At 59.1% G+C, this 14,111-nt stretch carries 24 protein-coding genes; all 24 read left to right on the top strand.

From position 1 onward, the window contains the following. Nucleotides 1–58: 58 nt before the first annotated feature. Nucleotides 59–529, top strand: a complete 471-nt coding sequence (gene rpsG / locus ABIE40_RS07835) for a 30S ribosomal protein S7 (RefSeq protein WP_112716896.1) — start codon at nucleotides 59–61, stop codon at nucleotides 527–529. A gap of 29 nt (nucleotides 530–558) precedes the next feature. Then, nucleotides 559–2,658: an elongation factor G gene (gene fusA, locus ABIE40_RS07840; RefSeq protein ID WP_112716894.1), complete on the top strand. Its 2,100-nt coding sequence runs from the start codon at nucleotides 559–561 to the stop codon at nucleotides 2,656–2,658. 68 nt (nucleotides 2,659–2,726) lie between these two features. Further along, nucleotides 2,727–3,902 carry an elongation factor Tu gene (tuf, locus tag ABIE40_RS07845; RefSeq protein WP_130282487.1) on the top strand — a complete coding sequence of 392 codons (1,176 nt, stop codon included), beginning with the start codon at nucleotides 2,727–2,729 and terminating at the stop codon, nucleotides 3,900–3,902. Between the two features lie 311 nt (nucleotides 3,903–4,213). After that, the gene (rpsJ, locus tag ABIE40_RS07850) at nucleotides 4,214–4,522 is read left to right on the top strand and encodes a 30S ribosomal protein S10 (RefSeq protein WP_003547547.1); all 309 of its coding nucleotides are present in this window, start codon (nucleotides 4,214–4,216) and stop codon (nucleotides 4,520–4,522) included. A gap of 34 nt (nucleotides 4,523–4,556) precedes the next feature. Further along, nucleotides 4,557–5,198 carry a 50S ribosomal protein L3 gene (gene rplC, locus ABIE40_RS07855; RefSeq protein ID WP_008521348.1) on the top strand — a complete coding sequence of 214 codons (642 nt, stop codon included), beginning with the start codon at nucleotides 4,557–4,559 and terminating at the stop codon, nucleotides 5,196–5,198. Nucleotides 5,199–5,211: 13 nt separating this feature from the next. Then, entirely contained in the window at nucleotides 5,212–5,832 is a 621-nt protein-coding gene (rplD, locus tag ABIE40_RS07860; RefSeq protein ID WP_112711471.1) for a 50S ribosomal protein L4, read from the top strand. After that, nucleotides 5,829–6,122, top strand: a complete 294-nt coding sequence (locus ABIE40_RS07865; protein WP_112711472.1) for a 50S ribosomal protein L23 — start codon at nucleotides 5,829–5,831, stop codon at nucleotides 6,120–6,122. The genes rplD and ABIE40_RS07865 overlap by 4 nt, the downstream gene beginning before the upstream one ends. An 11-nt stretch (nucleotides 6,123–6,133) precedes the next feature. Beyond that, complete coding sequence (gene rplB / locus ABIE40_RS07870) at nucleotides 6,134–6,970, top strand: 50S ribosomal protein L2 (protein ID WP_112711473.1); 837 nt, start codon at nucleotides 6,134–6,136, stop codon at nucleotides 6,968–6,970. Between the two features lie 15 nt (nucleotides 6,971–6,985). Continuing rightward, nucleotides 6,986–7,264, top strand: coding sequence for a 30S ribosomal protein S19 (gene rpsS, locus ABIE40_RS07875; protein ID WP_007531666.1), 279 nt, complete (start codon nucleotides 6,986–6,988; stop codon nucleotides 7,262–7,264). Between the two features lie 2 nt (nucleotides 7,265–7,266). Then, nucleotides 7,267–7,656 carry a 50S ribosomal protein L22 gene (gene rplV, locus ABIE40_RS07880; protein WP_007531667.1) on the top strand — a complete coding sequence of 130 codons (390 nt, stop codon included), beginning with the start codon at nucleotides 7,267–7,269 and terminating at the stop codon, nucleotides 7,654–7,656. Beyond that, nucleotides 7,656–8,375, top strand: coding sequence for a 30S ribosomal protein S3 (rpsC, locus tag ABIE40_RS07885; protein WP_018857109.1), 720 nt, complete (start codon nucleotides 7,656–7,658; stop codon nucleotides 8,373–8,375). Before rplV ends, rpsC begins: the two co-directional genes overlap by 1 nt. Nucleotides 8,376–8,411: 36 nt before the next feature. Beyond that, on the top strand, nucleotides 8,412–8,825 hold the full coding sequence (gene rplP / locus ABIE40_RS07890) for a 50S ribosomal protein L16 (RefSeq protein ID WP_003573792.1): 414 nt from the start codon (nucleotides 8,412–8,414) through the stop codon (nucleotides 8,823–8,825). Between the two features lie 10 nt (nucleotides 8,826–8,835). After that, nucleotides 8,836–9,036, top strand: a complete 201-nt coding sequence (rpmC, locus tag ABIE40_RS07895; RefSeq protein ID WP_007531673.1) for a 50S ribosomal protein L29 — start codon at nucleotides 8,836–8,838, stop codon at nucleotides 9,034–9,036. Between the two features lie 12 nt (nucleotides 9,037–9,048). Then, nucleotides 9,049–9,288, top strand: coding sequence for a 30S ribosomal protein S17 (gene rpsQ, locus ABIE40_RS07900; protein ID WP_004674926.1), 240 nt, complete (start codon nucleotides 9,049–9,051; stop codon nucleotides 9,286–9,288). Between the two features lie 259 nt (nucleotides 9,289–9,547). Further along, nucleotides 9,548–9,916: a 50S ribosomal protein L14 gene (gene rplN, locus ABIE40_RS07905; RefSeq protein ID WP_003547558.1), complete on the top strand. Its 369-nt coding sequence runs from the start codon at nucleotides 9,548–9,550 to the stop codon at nucleotides 9,914–9,916. 12 nt (nucleotides 9,917–9,928) lie between these two features. Beyond that, on the top strand, nucleotides 9,929–10,231 hold the full coding sequence (gene rplX / locus ABIE40_RS07910; protein WP_112711474.1) for a 50S ribosomal protein L24: 303 nt from the start codon (nucleotides 9,929–9,931) through the stop codon (nucleotides 10,229–10,231). Next, on the top strand, nucleotides 10,231–10,788 hold the full coding sequence (gene rplE / locus ABIE40_RS07915; RefSeq protein WP_112711475.1) for a 50S ribosomal protein L5: 558 nt from the start codon (nucleotides 10,231–10,233) through the stop codon (nucleotides 10,786–10,788). The genes rplX and rplE overlap by 1 nt, the downstream gene beginning before the upstream one ends. Before the next feature lie 32 nt (nucleotides 10,789–10,820). Beyond that, complete coding sequence (gene rpsN / locus ABIE40_RS07920) at nucleotides 10,821–11,126, top strand: 30S ribosomal protein S14 (RefSeq protein ID WP_112711476.1); 306 nt, start codon at nucleotides 10,821–10,823, stop codon at nucleotides 11,124–11,126. Between the two features lie 12 nt (nucleotides 11,127–11,138). Further along, nucleotides 11,139–11,537: a 30S ribosomal protein S8 gene (gene rpsH / locus ABIE40_RS07925; RefSeq protein WP_003547562.1), complete on the top strand. Its 399-nt coding sequence runs from the start codon at nucleotides 11,139–11,141 to the stop codon at nucleotides 11,535–11,537. A 44-nt stretch (nucleotides 11,538–11,581) separates the two neighbouring features. Next, nucleotides 11,582–12,115, top strand: coding sequence for a 50S ribosomal protein L6 (rplF, locus tag ABIE40_RS07930; RefSeq protein WP_112711477.1), 534 nt, complete (start codon nucleotides 11,582–11,584; stop codon nucleotides 12,113–12,115). A gap of 12 nt (nucleotides 12,116–12,127) precedes the next feature. Further along, a complete protein-coding gene (rplR, locus tag ABIE40_RS07935) occupies nucleotides 12,128–12,490 on the top strand; it encodes a 50S ribosomal protein L18 (RefSeq protein ID WP_112711478.1) in 363 nt (120 codons plus the stop codon). Nucleotides 12,491–12,622: 132 nt separating this feature from the next. Further along, nucleotides 12,623–13,192, top strand: a complete 570-nt coding sequence (gene rpsE / locus ABIE40_RS07940; RefSeq protein WP_112711479.1) for a 30S ribosomal protein S5 — start codon at nucleotides 12,623–12,625, stop codon at nucleotides 13,190–13,192. Nucleotides 13,193–13,206: 14 nt separating this feature from the next. Then, nucleotides 13,207–13,416 (top strand): 50S ribosomal protein L30, encoded by a 210-nt coding sequence (gene rpmD, locus ABIE40_RS07945; protein ID WP_112711480.1) that lies wholly within the window; start codon nucleotides 13,207–13,209, stop codon nucleotides 13,414–13,416. Between the two features lie 16 nt (nucleotides 13,417–13,432). Then, a complete protein-coding gene (gene rplO / locus ABIE40_RS07950; RefSeq protein WP_112711481.1) occupies nucleotides 13,433–13,906 on the top strand; it encodes a 50S ribosomal protein L15 in 474 nt (157 codons plus the stop codon). The last annotated feature ends 205 nt before the right edge of the window (nucleotides 13,907–14,111 follow it).

A 14,111-nucleotide genomic window follows, 5' to 3' on the forward strand; every position in this document is an offset into this window, starting at 1 on the left:
GGCGCTGCGCGAGGTTCTCCGCGTGGTTGAGCGCCCTAACAATTAAGAGACGAGAAGTATGTCCAGACGTCACAGAGCAGAAAAGCGTGAAATCAACCCGGATCCCAAGTTTGGCGATCTGGTTGTCACGAAGTTCATGAATGCCATCATGCTCGATGGTAAGAAGTCCGTTGCTGAAAGCATCGTTTACGGCGCATTTGACTCCGTACAGGGCAAGTCCAAGCAGGAGCCGCTGGTCGTTTTCCATGCCGCCCTCGACAACATTGCCCCGCACGTCGAAGTCCGTTCGCGCCGCGTCGGTGGTGCGACCTATCAGGTTCCGGTTGATGTCCGCCCTGAGCGCCGCCAGGCCCTTGCTATTCGCTGGCTGATTACCGCTGCGCGCAAGCGCAACGAAACGACCATGATCGATCGTCTGTCGGGCGAGCTTCTCGACGCATCCAACAACCGTGGTTCCGCGGTCAAGAAGCGCGAAGACACGCACAAGATGGCTGACGCCAACCGTGCGTTCTCGCATTATCGCTGGTAATCCCGAACGGTATCGAAAGGCAGTCCATTATGGCTCGCGAATATAAAATCGAAGACTACCGTAATTTCGGTATCATGGCGCACATCGACGCCGGCAAGACGACGACGACCGAGCGTATCCTTTACTACACCGGCAAGTCGCACAAGATCGGCGAAGTGCACGACGGCGCAGCCACCATGGACTGGATGGAGCAGGAGCAGGAGCGTGGCATCACGATCACCTCGGCTGCCACCACGACCTTCTGGAAGGGCCGTGACGGCAAGATGCGCCGCTTCAACATCATCGACACCCCCGGCCACGTCGACTTCACCATCGAAGTCGAGCGTTCGCTGCGCGTTCTCGACGGTGCTATTGCTCTTCTCGATGCCAACGCCGGCGTTGAGCCGCAGACGGAAACCGTCTGGCGTCAGGCTGAGAAGTACAATGTTCCGCGCATGATCTTCTGCAACAAGATGGACAAGACCGGTGCGGACTTCTACCGCTCCGTCGAGATGATCAAGACCCGTCTCGGCGCAACGGCTGTCGTCATGCAGCTGCCGATCGGCGCAGAAAGCGACTTCAAGGGCGTCGTCGACCTGATCGAGATGAACGCTCTCGTCTGGCGCGATGAATCGCTCGGCGCCCAGTGGGACGTCGTCGAGATCCCGGATGACCTGAAGGCCAAGGCTGAAGAATATCGCGAAAAGCTGATCGAGACCGTTGTCGAGATCGACGAAGAAGCGATGGAAGCTTACCTGAACGGCGACATGCCGGACAACGACAAGATCCGCGCCCTGGTTCGCCGCGGCACGATCGACGTCAAGTTCCACCCGATGTTCTGCGGCACCGCCTTCAAGAACAAGGGCGTTCAGCCGCTCCTCGACGCCGTCGTCGACTACCTGCCGTCGCCGCTCGACATCCCGGCCATCAAGGGCATCGACTTCAAGACCGAAGCCGAAATCGAGCGTCACGCTGACGACGCCGAGCCGCTCGCGATGCTGGCGTTCAAGATCATGAACGACCCCTTCGTCGGTTCGCTGACCTTCGCTCGTATCTACTCGGGCAAGCTCGAAAAGGGCGTATCCGTCATCAACACGGTCAAGGACAAGCGCGAGCGTGTCGGCCGTATGCTGCAGATGCACTCCAACTCGCGTGAAGACATCGAAGAAGCCTTCGCAGGCGACATCGTTGCTCTCGCCGGCCTCAAGGAAACCACCACTGGCGATACGCTCTGCGATCCGCTGAAGCCGGTTATCCTCGAGCGTATGGAATTCCCGGAGCCGGTCATCCAGATCGCGATCGAGCCGAAGTCCAAGGGCGACCAGGAAAAGATGGGCCTCGCGCTCAATCGCCTCGCTGCTGAAGACCCGTCCTTCCGCGTCAAGACCGACCAGGAATCCGGCCAGACGATCATCGCCGGCATGGGCGAACTTCACCTCGACATTCTCGTCGACCGTATGCGTCGCGAGTTCAAGGTTGAAGCCAACGTCGGTGCTCCGCAGGTTGCTTACCGTGAAACGATCACGCGTCAGCACGAAGAAGACTACACGCACAAGAAGCAGTCCGGTGGTACCGGTCAGTTCGCACGCGTCAAGATCATCTTCGAACCGAACCCGGAAGGCGACGACTTCAAGTTCGAATCCAAGATCGTCGGTGGTGCCGTTCCGAAGGAATACATCCCGGGCGTTCAGAAGGGTATCGAAAGCGTTCTGTCCTCCGGTCCGCTGGCTGGCTTCCCGATGCTCGGCGTCAAGGCGACGCTCGTTGACGGTGCCTTCCACGACGTTGACTCGTCGGTCCTGGCGTTCGAAATCGCTTCGCGTGCCTGCTTCCGTGAAGCAGCCAAGAAGGCCGGCGCTCAGCTCCTCGAGCCGATGATGAAGGTCGAAGTCGTAACGCCGGAAGATTACGTCGGCGACGTCATCGGTGACCTGAACTCCCGCCGTGGCCAGATTCAGGGCCAGGAACAGCGCGGTATTGCGATCGTCATCAGCGCCAACGTTCCGCTGGCGAACATGTTCAAGTACGTCGATAACCTGCGCTCCATGTCGCAGGGCCGTGCTCAGTACACGATGACCTTCGATCACTACGCGCCGGTCCCGTCGAACGTCGCAACTGAAATCCAGGCAAAGTATTCCGGTCAGAAGTGACCGGAATACCAATTGACCGATAACAAGAATTAGCGCCCTTCGGGGCCTAGCAAAATGGAGAGCCGAAAATGGCAAAGAGTAAGTTTGAGCGCAACAAGCCGCACGTAAACATCGGCACGATCGGCCACGTTGACCACGGCAAGACGTCTCTGACGGCAGCGATCACGAAGTACTTCGGCGAGTTCAAGGCGTACGACCAGATCGACGCCGCTCCGGAAGAAAAGGCACGCGGCATCACCATCTCGACGGCACACGTCGAGTATGAGACCCCGAACCGCCACTACGCGCACGTCGACTGCCCCGGCCACGCCGATTACGTCAAGAACATGATCACCGGTGCCGCACAGATGGACGGCGCGATCCTGGTTTGCTCCGCTGCTGACGGCCCGATGCCGCAGACCCGCGAGCACATCCTGCTCGCTCGCCAGGTTGGCGTTCCGGCTATCGTCGTGTTCCTCAACAAGGTCGACCAGGTTGACGACGCCGAGCTTCTCGAACTCGTCGAGCTCGAAGTTCGCGAACTGCTGTCGTCCTACGACTTCCCGGGCGACGACATCCCGGTCGTCAAGGGTTCGGCTCTGGCCGCTCTCGAAGATTCCGACAAGAAGATCGGCGAAGACGCGATCCGCGAGCTGATGGCTCAGGTCGACGCCTACATCCCGACGCCTGAGCGTCCGGTTGACCAGCCGTTCCTGATGCCGATCGAAGACGTGTTCTCGATCTCGGGCCGCGGTACGGTTGTTACGGGCCGCGTCGAGCGTGGTATCGTCAAGGTTGGCGAAGAAGTCGAAATCGTCGGCATTCGCGCGACCTCGAAGACGACGGTTACCGGCGTTGAAATGTTCCGCAAGCTGCTCGATCAGGGCCAGGCCGGCGACAACATCGGCGCTCTGGTTCGCGGTGTTAACCGTGACGGCGTCGAGCGTGGTCAGATCCTGTGCAAGCCGGGTTCGGTCAAGCCGCACAAGAAGTTCAAGGCAGAAGCCTACATCCTGACGAAGGAAGAAGGCGGCCGTCATACGCCGTTCTTCACCAACTATCGTCCGCAGTTCTACTTCCGCACGACGGACGTGACGGGCATCGTCACGCTGCCGGAAGGCACGGAAATGGTTATGCCGGGCGACAACGTCACGGTTGACGTCGAGCTGATCGTTCCGATCGCGATGGAAGAAAAGCTGCGCTTCGCTATCCGCGAAGGCGGCCGTACCGTCGGCGCTGGCATCGTTGCCTCGATCGTCGAGTAATCAGAGAAACGGCCGCCTCCAAGAGGGGCGGCCGATTCGATGACATTATTATGATGTGAGCGGCTCTAGCCGCTTGCTTATTACACAGAAATGTTGCACATGGCGCGCGAGCGCTGTTTGCGTGCTGCTTCGGTTTTCGAAGCGGCGAACAAAACTAACAATAAGGTGGGCTGAAAAGGCCCGAAGAGTGGATAGGGATGCCGTTCCGCGGTGTCCTTCTCGATCTTTGAAACCGGTGGTCCGCCTTAGCGAAAACAAAAAACGCGTCTTGAGAAAGGCGCGCGAAAAACAGAACACAAGGATAATGTCGAATGAACGGCCAAAATATCCGCATTCGCCTGAAGGCGTTCGATCACCGAATTCTCGATGCTTCCACGCGCGAGATTGTGTCGACGGCGAAGCGCACCGGCGCAAGCGTCCGGGGCCCCGTTCCGCTTCCGACTCGCATCGAGAAGTTTACGGTTAACCGGTCCCCACACATCGACAAGAAGAGCCGCGAGCAGTTCGAGATGCGCACGCATAAGCGCCTCCTCGACATCGTAGATCCGACCCCGCAGACGGTAGACGCGCTGATGAAGCTCGATCTCGCCGCCGGTGTCGATGTTGAGATCAAGCTCTGAGCCTGGCTCGAGCGGATTTGGAAGGATTGAACCGATGCGTTCAGGTGTGATTGCACAGAAGGTGGGCATGACCCGCGTCTACAACGACGCTGGCGAACATGTTCCGGTAACGGTACTGCGTATGGACGGCTGCCAGGTCGTCGCAACGCGCACTGTAGAAAAGAATGGCTATACCGCAGTTCAGCTCGGTGCTGGCCAGGCGAAGGTTAAGAACACGTCCAAGGCGATGCGCGGCAACTTTGCTGTCGCCAACGTCGAGCCGAAGGCCAAGCTCCAGGAATTCCGCGTTTCGGAAGACAACCTGCTGGAGATCGGTACCGAGCTCAAGGCTGGTCACTTCGCAGCAGGTCAGCTCGTCGACGTGACGGGCACGACCATTGGTAAGGGCTTTGCCGGCGCCATGAAGCGCCACGGCTTCGGCGGTCTCCGCGCCACGCACGGTGTGTCGGTTTCGCACCGCTCGCACGGTTCGACGGGCTCGCGCCAGGATCCGGGCAAGGTTTTCAAGAACAAGAAGATGGCTGGTCACATGGGCCAGACGCGCGTAACGACTCAGAACCTTGAAGTGGTTTCGACCGACGAAGATCGTGGTCTGATCCTGATCAAGGGTGCAGTACCCGGTTCCAAGGGTGCCTGGATCATCGTGCGCGACGCCGTCAAGTCGGCCGCGAAGTAAGGGAGCCAGACCAATGGAATTCAACGTCAAGACCCTCGAGGGAAAAGACGCAGGGAAGGTTTCTCTCTCTGACGCGATCTTCGGTCTCGAGCCCCGCGAAGACATTCTTGCCCGCGTCATCCGCTGGCAGCTTGCCAAGAAGCAGCAGGGCACGCACCAGGCAAAGGGCCGCGCGGACGTTTCGCGCACCGGCGCCAAGATGTACAAGCAGAAGGGTACGGGCCGCGCTCGTCACCATTCCGCTCGTGCTCCGCAGTTCCGCGGCGGTGGTAAGGCTCACGGCCCGGTTGCTCGCAGCCACGAACACGACCTTCCCAAGAAGGTTCGCGCTCTCGGCCTGCGTCTCGCTCTCTCGGCAAAGCTGAAGTCGGATGATGTCATCATCATCGACAACCTCGTTGCTGCTGAAGCCAAGACCAAGGCTCTGGCCGCTACCTTTGAGACGCTCGGCCTGACCAACGCGCTCTTCATCGGTGGTGCTGAGCTCGACGGCAACTTCAAGCTCGCTGCCCAGAACATCCCGAACATCGATGTTCTCCCGATCCAGGGCATCAACGTTTATGACATCGTGCGCCGTGGCAAGCTCGTGCTTTCCAAGGCTGCCGTTGAAGCTCTAGAGGAGCGTTTCAAGTGACCGATCTTCGCCACTACGATGTGATCGTCTCGCCGGCGATCACCGAAAAGTCCACTCTGGTATCGGAAAACAACCAGGTTGTTTTCAATGTCGCCAAGACGGCGTCGAAGCCGGAAATCAAGGCTGCAGTCGAGGCGCTCTTCGGCGTCAAGGTCACGGCCGTCAACACGCTGCTCCGCAAGGGCAAGACCAAGCGTTTCCGCGGTTTTGCCGGCAAGCAGCAGGACGTGAAGAAGGCTGTCGTAACGCTGGCTGAAGGCCAGACGATCGACGTCTCCACCGGTCTCTGAGGAATAAAACAATGGCATTGAAAACATTCAATCCTACGACCCCGAGCCAGCGTCAGCTGGTCATCGTCGACCGTTCTGGCCTCTGGAAGGGCAAGCCGGTCAAGGCGCTGACGGAAGGTCTGACCAAGAGCGGCGGTCGTAACAACCTCGGCCGTATCACTGCCCGCTTCATCGGCGGCGGTCACAAGCGTACGTACCGTATCGTTGATTTCAAGCGTCGCAAGTTCGACGTCGAAGGCACCGTTCAGCGTATCGAATACGACCCGAACCGTACTGCATTCATCGCGCTCGTCAGCTACACGGACGGCGAACAGGCCTACATCCTCGCTCCGCAGCGCCTCGCTGCCGGCGACAAGGTCATCGCTTCTGAAAAGGCTGTCGACGTAAAGCCCGGCAACACCATGCCGCTGCAGTACATCCCGGTCGGCTCCATCATCCACAACGTGGAAATGAAGCCGGGCAAGGGCGGTCAGATCGCTCGTTCGGCTGGCGGTTACGCACAGCTCGTCGGCCGTGATGCCGGCATGGCGATCCTTCGCCTGAACTCTGGCGAACAGCGCCTCGTCCACGGCTCGTGCCTGGCGACGATCGGTGCCGTTTCCAACCCGGATCACGCCAACATCAACGACGGCAAGGCCGGTCGTACGGTTTGGCGCGGCAAGCGTCCGCATAACCGCGGTGTTGTCATGAACCCGGTCGACCACCCGCACGGTGGTGGTGAAGGCCGCACCTCTGGTGGCCGTCACCCGGTTACCCCGTGGGGCAAGCCGACCAAGGGCAAGCGCACCCGGTCGAACAAGTCGACCGACAAGTTCATCATGCGCTCGCGTCATCAGCGTAAGAAGTAAGAGAGGAAGTCTCCAATGGCTCGTTCAGTATGGAAAGGTCCGTTCGTTGACGGCTATCTTCTCAAGAAGGCTGAGAAGGTTCGTGAAGGCGGACGTGCAGAAGTAATCAAGATCTGGAGCCGCCGCTCCACGATCCTGCCGCAGTTCGTCGGTCTCACCTTCGGCGTCTACAACGGCAGCAAGCATGTACCGGTCAGCGTCAACGAAGACATGGTCGGTCACAAGTTCGGTGAATTCTCTCCGACGCGGACCTACTACGGTCACGGCGCGGACAAGAAGGCAAAGAGGAAGTAACAATGGGCAAGGCAAAAGCCGAACGCCGGCTGAAGGACAACGAGGCGCAAGCAGTCGCCCGCACGCTCCGCGTCAGCCCACAGAAGCTCAACCTGGTTGCTGCGGCTATCCGCGGCAAGAAGGTCGACCGTGCACTCGCTGAGCTGGAGTTCTCCCGCAAGCGCATCGCAGGCGCCGTCAAGAAGACGCTCGAATCTGCGATCGCCAACGCTGAGAACAACCACGATCTCGACGTTGACACGCTTGTCGTAGCAGAAGCCTACGTCGGCAAGTCGATCGTCATGAAGCGTTTCCACGCTCGTGGCCGCGGCCGTGCATCTCGCATCGAGAAGCCGTTCGCGCACCTCACGATCGTGGTCCGCGAAGTGCAGGCACAAGAGGAGGCCGCATAATGGGTCAGAAAATCAATCCAATCGGTTTCCGTCTTGGCATCAACCGTACCTGGGATAGCCGCTGGTTTGCGGACAATGCCGAATACGGTCAGCTGCTGCACGAAGACCTGAAGATGCGCAAGTTCGTCATGAGCGAACTGAAGCAGGCTGGTATCGCCAAGGTCGTCATCGAGCGTCCGCACAAGAAGTGCCGCGTCACGATCCACTCGGCTCGCCCGGGTCTGATCATCGGCAAGAAGGGTGCAGACATCGACAAGCTCCGCAAGAAGCTGTCGGACATGACGAACTCCGAAACGCACCTCAACATCGTTGAAGTGCGCAAGCCGGAAGTCGACGCAACGCTCGTTGCTCAGTCGATCGCCCAGCAGCTCGAGCGTCGCGTGGCTTTCCGCCGCGCCATGAAGCGCGCTGTTCAGTCTGCAATGCGTCTTGGCGCCGAAGGCATCAAGATCACCTGCGCAGGCCGTCTCGGCGGTGCTGAAATCGCTCGTACCGAATGGTACCGCGAAGGTCGCGTTCCGCTGCACACGCTGCGCGCTGACATCGACTACGGCACAGCTGAAGCGGAAACCGCTTTCGGCATCTGCGGCATCAAGGTTTGGATCTTCAAGGGCGAAATCCTTGAGCATGATCCGATGGCCTCCGAGCGCCGCGCACTCGAGGGTGACGCTCAGGGTCCGGCAAGCCGTGACCGCGATCGTCGCCGCGACAACGCTTGATAGCGTTGGTGGCAAAGAAGTTCGGAGAATAAGAAAATGTTGCAGCCAAAGCGTACCAAGTACCGCAAGCAATTCAAGGGCCGCATCAAGGGCGTCGCCAAGGGTGGTTCCGACCTCGCCTTCGGTGAATTCGGCCTTAAGGCTCAGGAGCCGAACCGCGTGAATGCACGCGAGATCGAAGCGGCACGCCGCGCGATCACGCGTTACATGAAGCGCGCCGGCCGTGTATGGATCCGCGTGTTCCCGGATGTTCCGGTAACCGCGAAGCCGACCGAAGTCCGTATGGGTAAGGGTAAGGGCTCCGTTGAATACTGGGCATGCAAGGTCAAGCCCGGCCGTATGATGTTCGAGATCGACGGCGTCAGCGAAGAAATCGCCCGTGAGGCGCTTCGTCTCGGCTCTGCCAAGCTCTCGGTCAAGACGCGCTTCGTACAGCGCATTGCAGAGTAAGGAGAGGCAGATGAAAGCCGAAGAAGTCCGCGGCCTCACGGCCGATCAGCTCAAGGACAAGCTCGCCGACCTCAAGAAGGAGCAGTTCAACCTGCGCTTCCAGAAGGCAACCGGCCAGCTCGAGAAGTCCTCGCGCATCAACGAAGTCCGTAAGGACATCGCCCGCGTGAAAACCATTGCCCGCCAGAAGGCGGCAGAAGCAAAGGCGTAAAGGAAGAATAACATGCCGAAGCGCATTCTGCAGGGCGTCGTCGTTGGCGACAAGAACGAGAAGACTGTAGTAGTCCGCGTCGAGCGCCGTTTCGCTCACCCGCTGCTTCAGAAGACCGTTCGTCGTTCCAAGAAGTACAAGGCCCACGACGAAAACAACCAGTACAAGATCGGCGACACCGTTTCCATCGAGGAATGCGCTCCGATCTCCAAGGACAAGCGCTGGACGGTTATCGCCGCCCAGGGCAAGTAAGAATTTCTCGCGAGGCCTTGCGTCTCGCGGAAATATCTGTATGAAGCAGCGTCAGAACGCTCGAAAGCCGGGCGTTCTTTTGCTTTGAGCGCACGGAAGGTCCCACCGGGAAACCACCTTGGCACGATTTTTCCCGCGCTATTCAAGCTATTGCCGTTTCTGTGCCCGTTTTGCGGGCTCGGTCGGCTGACAAATTTTCATAAGCCGGGGTAGGGGGCGAAAGCCCAACCAGTCCGGTAAACCAAAAAGGCGACCTGATATGATTCAGATGCAAACAAACCTCGACGTCGCGGATAATTCCGGCGCGCGTCGTGTCATGTGCATCAAGGTGCTGGGCGGCTCGAAGCGCAAGTATGCCTCGATCGGCGACGTCATCGTCGTTTCGATCAAGGAAGCGATCCCGCGCGGCCGCGTGAAGAAGGGTGACGTTATGAAGGCGGTTGTTGTTCGCACCGCCAAGGACATCCGCCGTGCGGATGGTTCCGTCATTCGCTTCGACACGAACGCAGCAGTTCTCATCGACAACAAGAAAGAGCCGATCGGCACCCGTATCTTCGGACCGGTTCCGCGCGAACTTCGCGCCAAGAACCACATGAAGATCATCTCGCTGGCTCCCGAAGTACTGTAAGGAGCGAGACCGATGCAGAAGATTCGTAAAGGCGACAAGGTCGTCATGCTCACGGGCAAGGACAAGGGCCGTACCGGCGAAGTCCTCCAGGTTCTGCCGAAGGAAGATCGCGCGGTTGTCCGTGGCGTCAACGTCGTAAAGCGCCATCAGCGCCAGACGCAGACCCAGGAAGCCGGCATCATCAACAAGGAAGCCTCGGTTCACCTGTCCAACGTTGCAATCGTCGACAAGGACGGCAAGCCGACCCGCGTTGGCTTCAAGGTCGTTGACGGCAAGAAGGTCCGTGTGGCCAAGCGTTCCGGTGAGGTGATCTAATGGCTCAGGCAAAGTACGAGCCGCGGCTCAAGAAGGAATACGTTGAGCGCATTCGCAATGCGATGCAGGAGAAGTTCTCCTACGCCAACGAAATGATGATCCCGAAGATCGACAAGATCGTCATCAACATGGGTGTTGGCGAAGCAACGGCTGATTCGAAGAAGCCGACTGTTGCTGCAGCTGACCTGGCCGCTATTGCTGGTCAGAAGCCGGTTATCACCCGTGCACGCAACTCTATCGCTGGCTTCAAGGTCCGCGAACAGATGCCGATCGGCGCGAAGGTTACCCTCCGCGGCGCCCGCATGTACGAGTTCCTGGACCGTCTCGTGAACATCGCGCTCCCGCGCGTTCGCGACTTCCGCGGCCTGAACCCGAAGAGCTTTGACGGCCGTGGCAACTTCGCCATGGGCATCAAGGAGCACATTGTGTTCCCTGAGATCAACTACGATAAGGTTGATCAGATGTGGGGCATGGACATCATCGTTTGCACGACGGCAACGAAGGACGACGAAGCACGCGCTCTGCTCACAGAGTTCAGCTTCCCGTTCCGTCAGTAACCGTAACGACGAGCGTAGAAAAGGAACCTGACATGGCGAAGACCAGCGCAGTTGAAAAGAACAAGCGCCGCCGTAATACGGTCGCAAATCAGGCTGCCAAGCGCGCAGCTCTGAAGGCGATCATCATGAACCAGTCTCTTCCGATCGAAGAGCGGTTCAAGGCCTCGATCAAGTTGGCATCCCTGCCGCGCGATGGATCGAAGACCCGCATTCGCAACCGTTGCGAAGTATCGGGCCGTCCGCGCGCATACTACCGCAAACTGCGCATGTCGCGTATCGCGCTGCGTGAACTCGGCAATCTCGGCAAGGTGCCGGGCATCGTCAAGTCCAGCTGGTAAGGAGCAGGTTAGATGACAATGACTGATCCGTTGGGCGATATGCTCACCCGTATCCGTAACGGCGCTTCCCGCCGCAAGTCGTCGGTCTCGACGCCTGCTTCGAAGCTCCGTGCACGTGTTCTCGATGTTCTGCAGTCCGAAGGCTACATCCGTGGCTATTCCGTTGTCGATTTCGGCAATGGCAAGTCGGAGCTCAGCATCGAACTCAAGTACTATGAAGGCGCATCGGTGATCCGTGAGATCGGCCGTGTGTCCAAGCCGGGCCGCCGGGTTTATGTCTCGGTCAAGTCCATTCCGCAGGTCGCGAACGGCCTCGGCATCACCATCCTTTCGACCCCGAAGGGCGTGATGGCCGATCACCAGGCTCGCGAACAGAACGTAGGCGGCGAGGTTCTCTGCTCGGTCTTCTAAGATCAGAGCAGGGGAACTCCATAACGAACAGACAGGATTGAAACATGTCTCGTATCGGTAAAAAAGCCGTCCCGGTTCCAGCAGGTGTGACGGCATCGGTTGACGGCCAGAAGGTCACCGCAAAGGGTCCGAAGGGCGAGCTCTTCTTCGTCGCCAACGACGAAATCAAGCTCGAGTTCAAGGACAACGCGGTATCGGTTGCTCCGATCAACCAGTCCAAGGATGCTCGTTCGAAGTGGGGCATGTCCCGCACGATGATCGAGAACATCTTCAAGGGTGTTAAGGACGGCTTCGAGCGCAAGCTCGAAATCAACGGCGTTGGTTACCGCGCATCGCTTCAGGGCAAGAACCTGCAGCTGGCTCTCGGTTTCAGCCACGACGTAGTTTACGAGCCGCCGCAGGGCATCACGATCGCTGTGCCGAAGCCGACGGAAATCGTCGTCACCGGCATCAACAAGCAGCAGGTCGGCCAGGTTGCCGCTGAAATCCGCGAATATCGCGGTCCTGAGCCTTACAAGGGCAAGGGCGTTAAGTATGCCGAAGAGCGGATTGTCCGCAAAGAAGGCAAGAAGAAGTAAGGATCACGCGAAATGGCTAGCAGGAAAGAAGCACTTGCACGTCGTGCCAACCGCGTGCGCCGTCATCTCAAGTCGGTGGCCAATGGCCGTCCGCGCCTGTCGGTTCATCGCTCCTCGAAGAACATCTATGTTCAGGTCATCGACGATGTTGCCGGCAAGACCCTCGCGGCTGCCTCGACTCTCGATAAGGATCTGCGCGGTTCTCTGAAGACCGGTGCTGACACCGCAGCAGCTGCCCTCGTAGGCAAGCTTGTTGCAGAGCGCGCAACGAAGGCAGGCGTCAAGGAGGTCGTATTCGACCGTGGCGCCTTCATCTACCACGGCCGCATCAAGGCCCTGGCAGACGCAGCCCGCGAAGGCGGTCTGTCCTTCTAATAAAGTTTCCGGCCGGAAGCCTCAAAAGCTCCGGCCGGATCTCACCGGACCGCAGGCGTCTCCGAAGGGGAGGCCGGGGCGGTCCTCATTTTGTTTGCCGATTGCACCCGGAAAAGAAAAAGGAAGAGGACAATGGCACAGGAAAGAAGGCCGCAGCGGGAAGACCGCCAGGCCCGTGAAGAGCGCGATAGCGAATTCGTCGACAAGCTGGTCGCGATCAACCGCGTTGCTAAGGTTGTTAAGGGTGGCCGCCGTTTCGGTTTCGCCGCTCTCGTCGTTGTTGGTGACCAGAAGGGCCGCGTTGGCTTCGGTCATGGCAAGGCACGCGAAGTGCCGGAAGCTATCCGCAAGGCAACCGAAGCTGCCAAGCGCGAGCTGATCTTCGTGCCGCTGCGCGAAGGCCGTACCCTGCATCACGACGTTCACGGCCGCCACGGCGCCGGCAAGGTTCTGCTGCGTTCGGCTAAGGTCGGTACCGGTATCATCGCCGGTGGTCCGATGCGCGCCGTTTTCGAAACGCTCGGCGTTCACGACGTTGTCGCCAAGTCGACCGGTTCCTCGAACCCGTACAACATGGTTCGCGCAACCTTCGACGCTCTGAAGCATCAGGTTCACCCGAAGGACATCGCAGCTCAGCGCGGCATCAAGTATGCTACGCTCCAGGCTCGCCGTGCCGCCTCCGGCAACGCCTCTGAAGAATAAGAGGAGTCTGACCTATGGCCAAGGCTACCAAGAAGACCGAAGCAAAGACGATCACCGTCGAGCAGATCGGCAGCCCCATCCGCCGTCCTGACGTTCAGCAGCGCACGCTGATCGGTCTGGGCCTCAACAAGATGCACCGCCGCCGCACGCTGGAAGATACCCCTTCCGTTCGTGGCATGATCCGTGCTGTGCAGCATCTCGTTCGCATCGTCGACGAGAAGTAAGCCAGAGGATACGATCATGAAACTGAACGAAATCAAGGACAACGAAGGCTCTACGCACAGCCGCAAGCGTCTCGGACGCGGCATCGGCTCGGGCTCCGGCAAGACCGGCGGCCGCGGTGTCAAGGGTCAGAAGTCCCGTTCCGGCGTTGCCATCAATGGCTTCGAAGGCGGTCAGATGCCAATCTACCGTCGTCTGCCGAAGCGCGGCTTCAACAACATCTTCAAGGCCGACTTCGTTGTCGTGTCGCTTGAGCGTATCCAGGCTGCCGTCGATGCCGGCAAGCTCGATGCCAAGCAGACCGTCGATGCAGCTGCCCTGAAGGCTGCTGGCGTTATCCGCCGCACCAAGGATGGCGTTCGCGTCCTCTCCGGCGGCGAACTCAAGGCCAAGATCAAGCTCGAAGTTGCAGGCGCTTCCAAGTCTGCCGTCGAGAAGATCGAAAAGGCTGGCGGTTCCATCACGCTTCTTTCTGCCGCAGCGGCAGAATAATAATCTTATGATATGTCGCCCGGGGTGCTTCACACCGGGCGATTTTGCTCCCATATGTGGGCCTCACAAAACCTGAAACGTTGCACCCCGCAACGGTCAGGTTTCGACGAAATCAAGGGTGAGGCATCGATTGCGCCAGCAATCCGTCCGAAGCCCGGCTTTAAATAATAGACAGCCTTTTCCGGATCCGGCCCAATTCGCGAAG

It is taken from the genome of Rhizobium sp. OAE497 (genome assembly GCF_040546565.1).
In the GTDB taxonomy this organism is placed as follows: Bacteria; Pseudomonadota; Alphaproteobacteria; order Rhizobiales; family Rhizobiaceae; genus Rhizobium.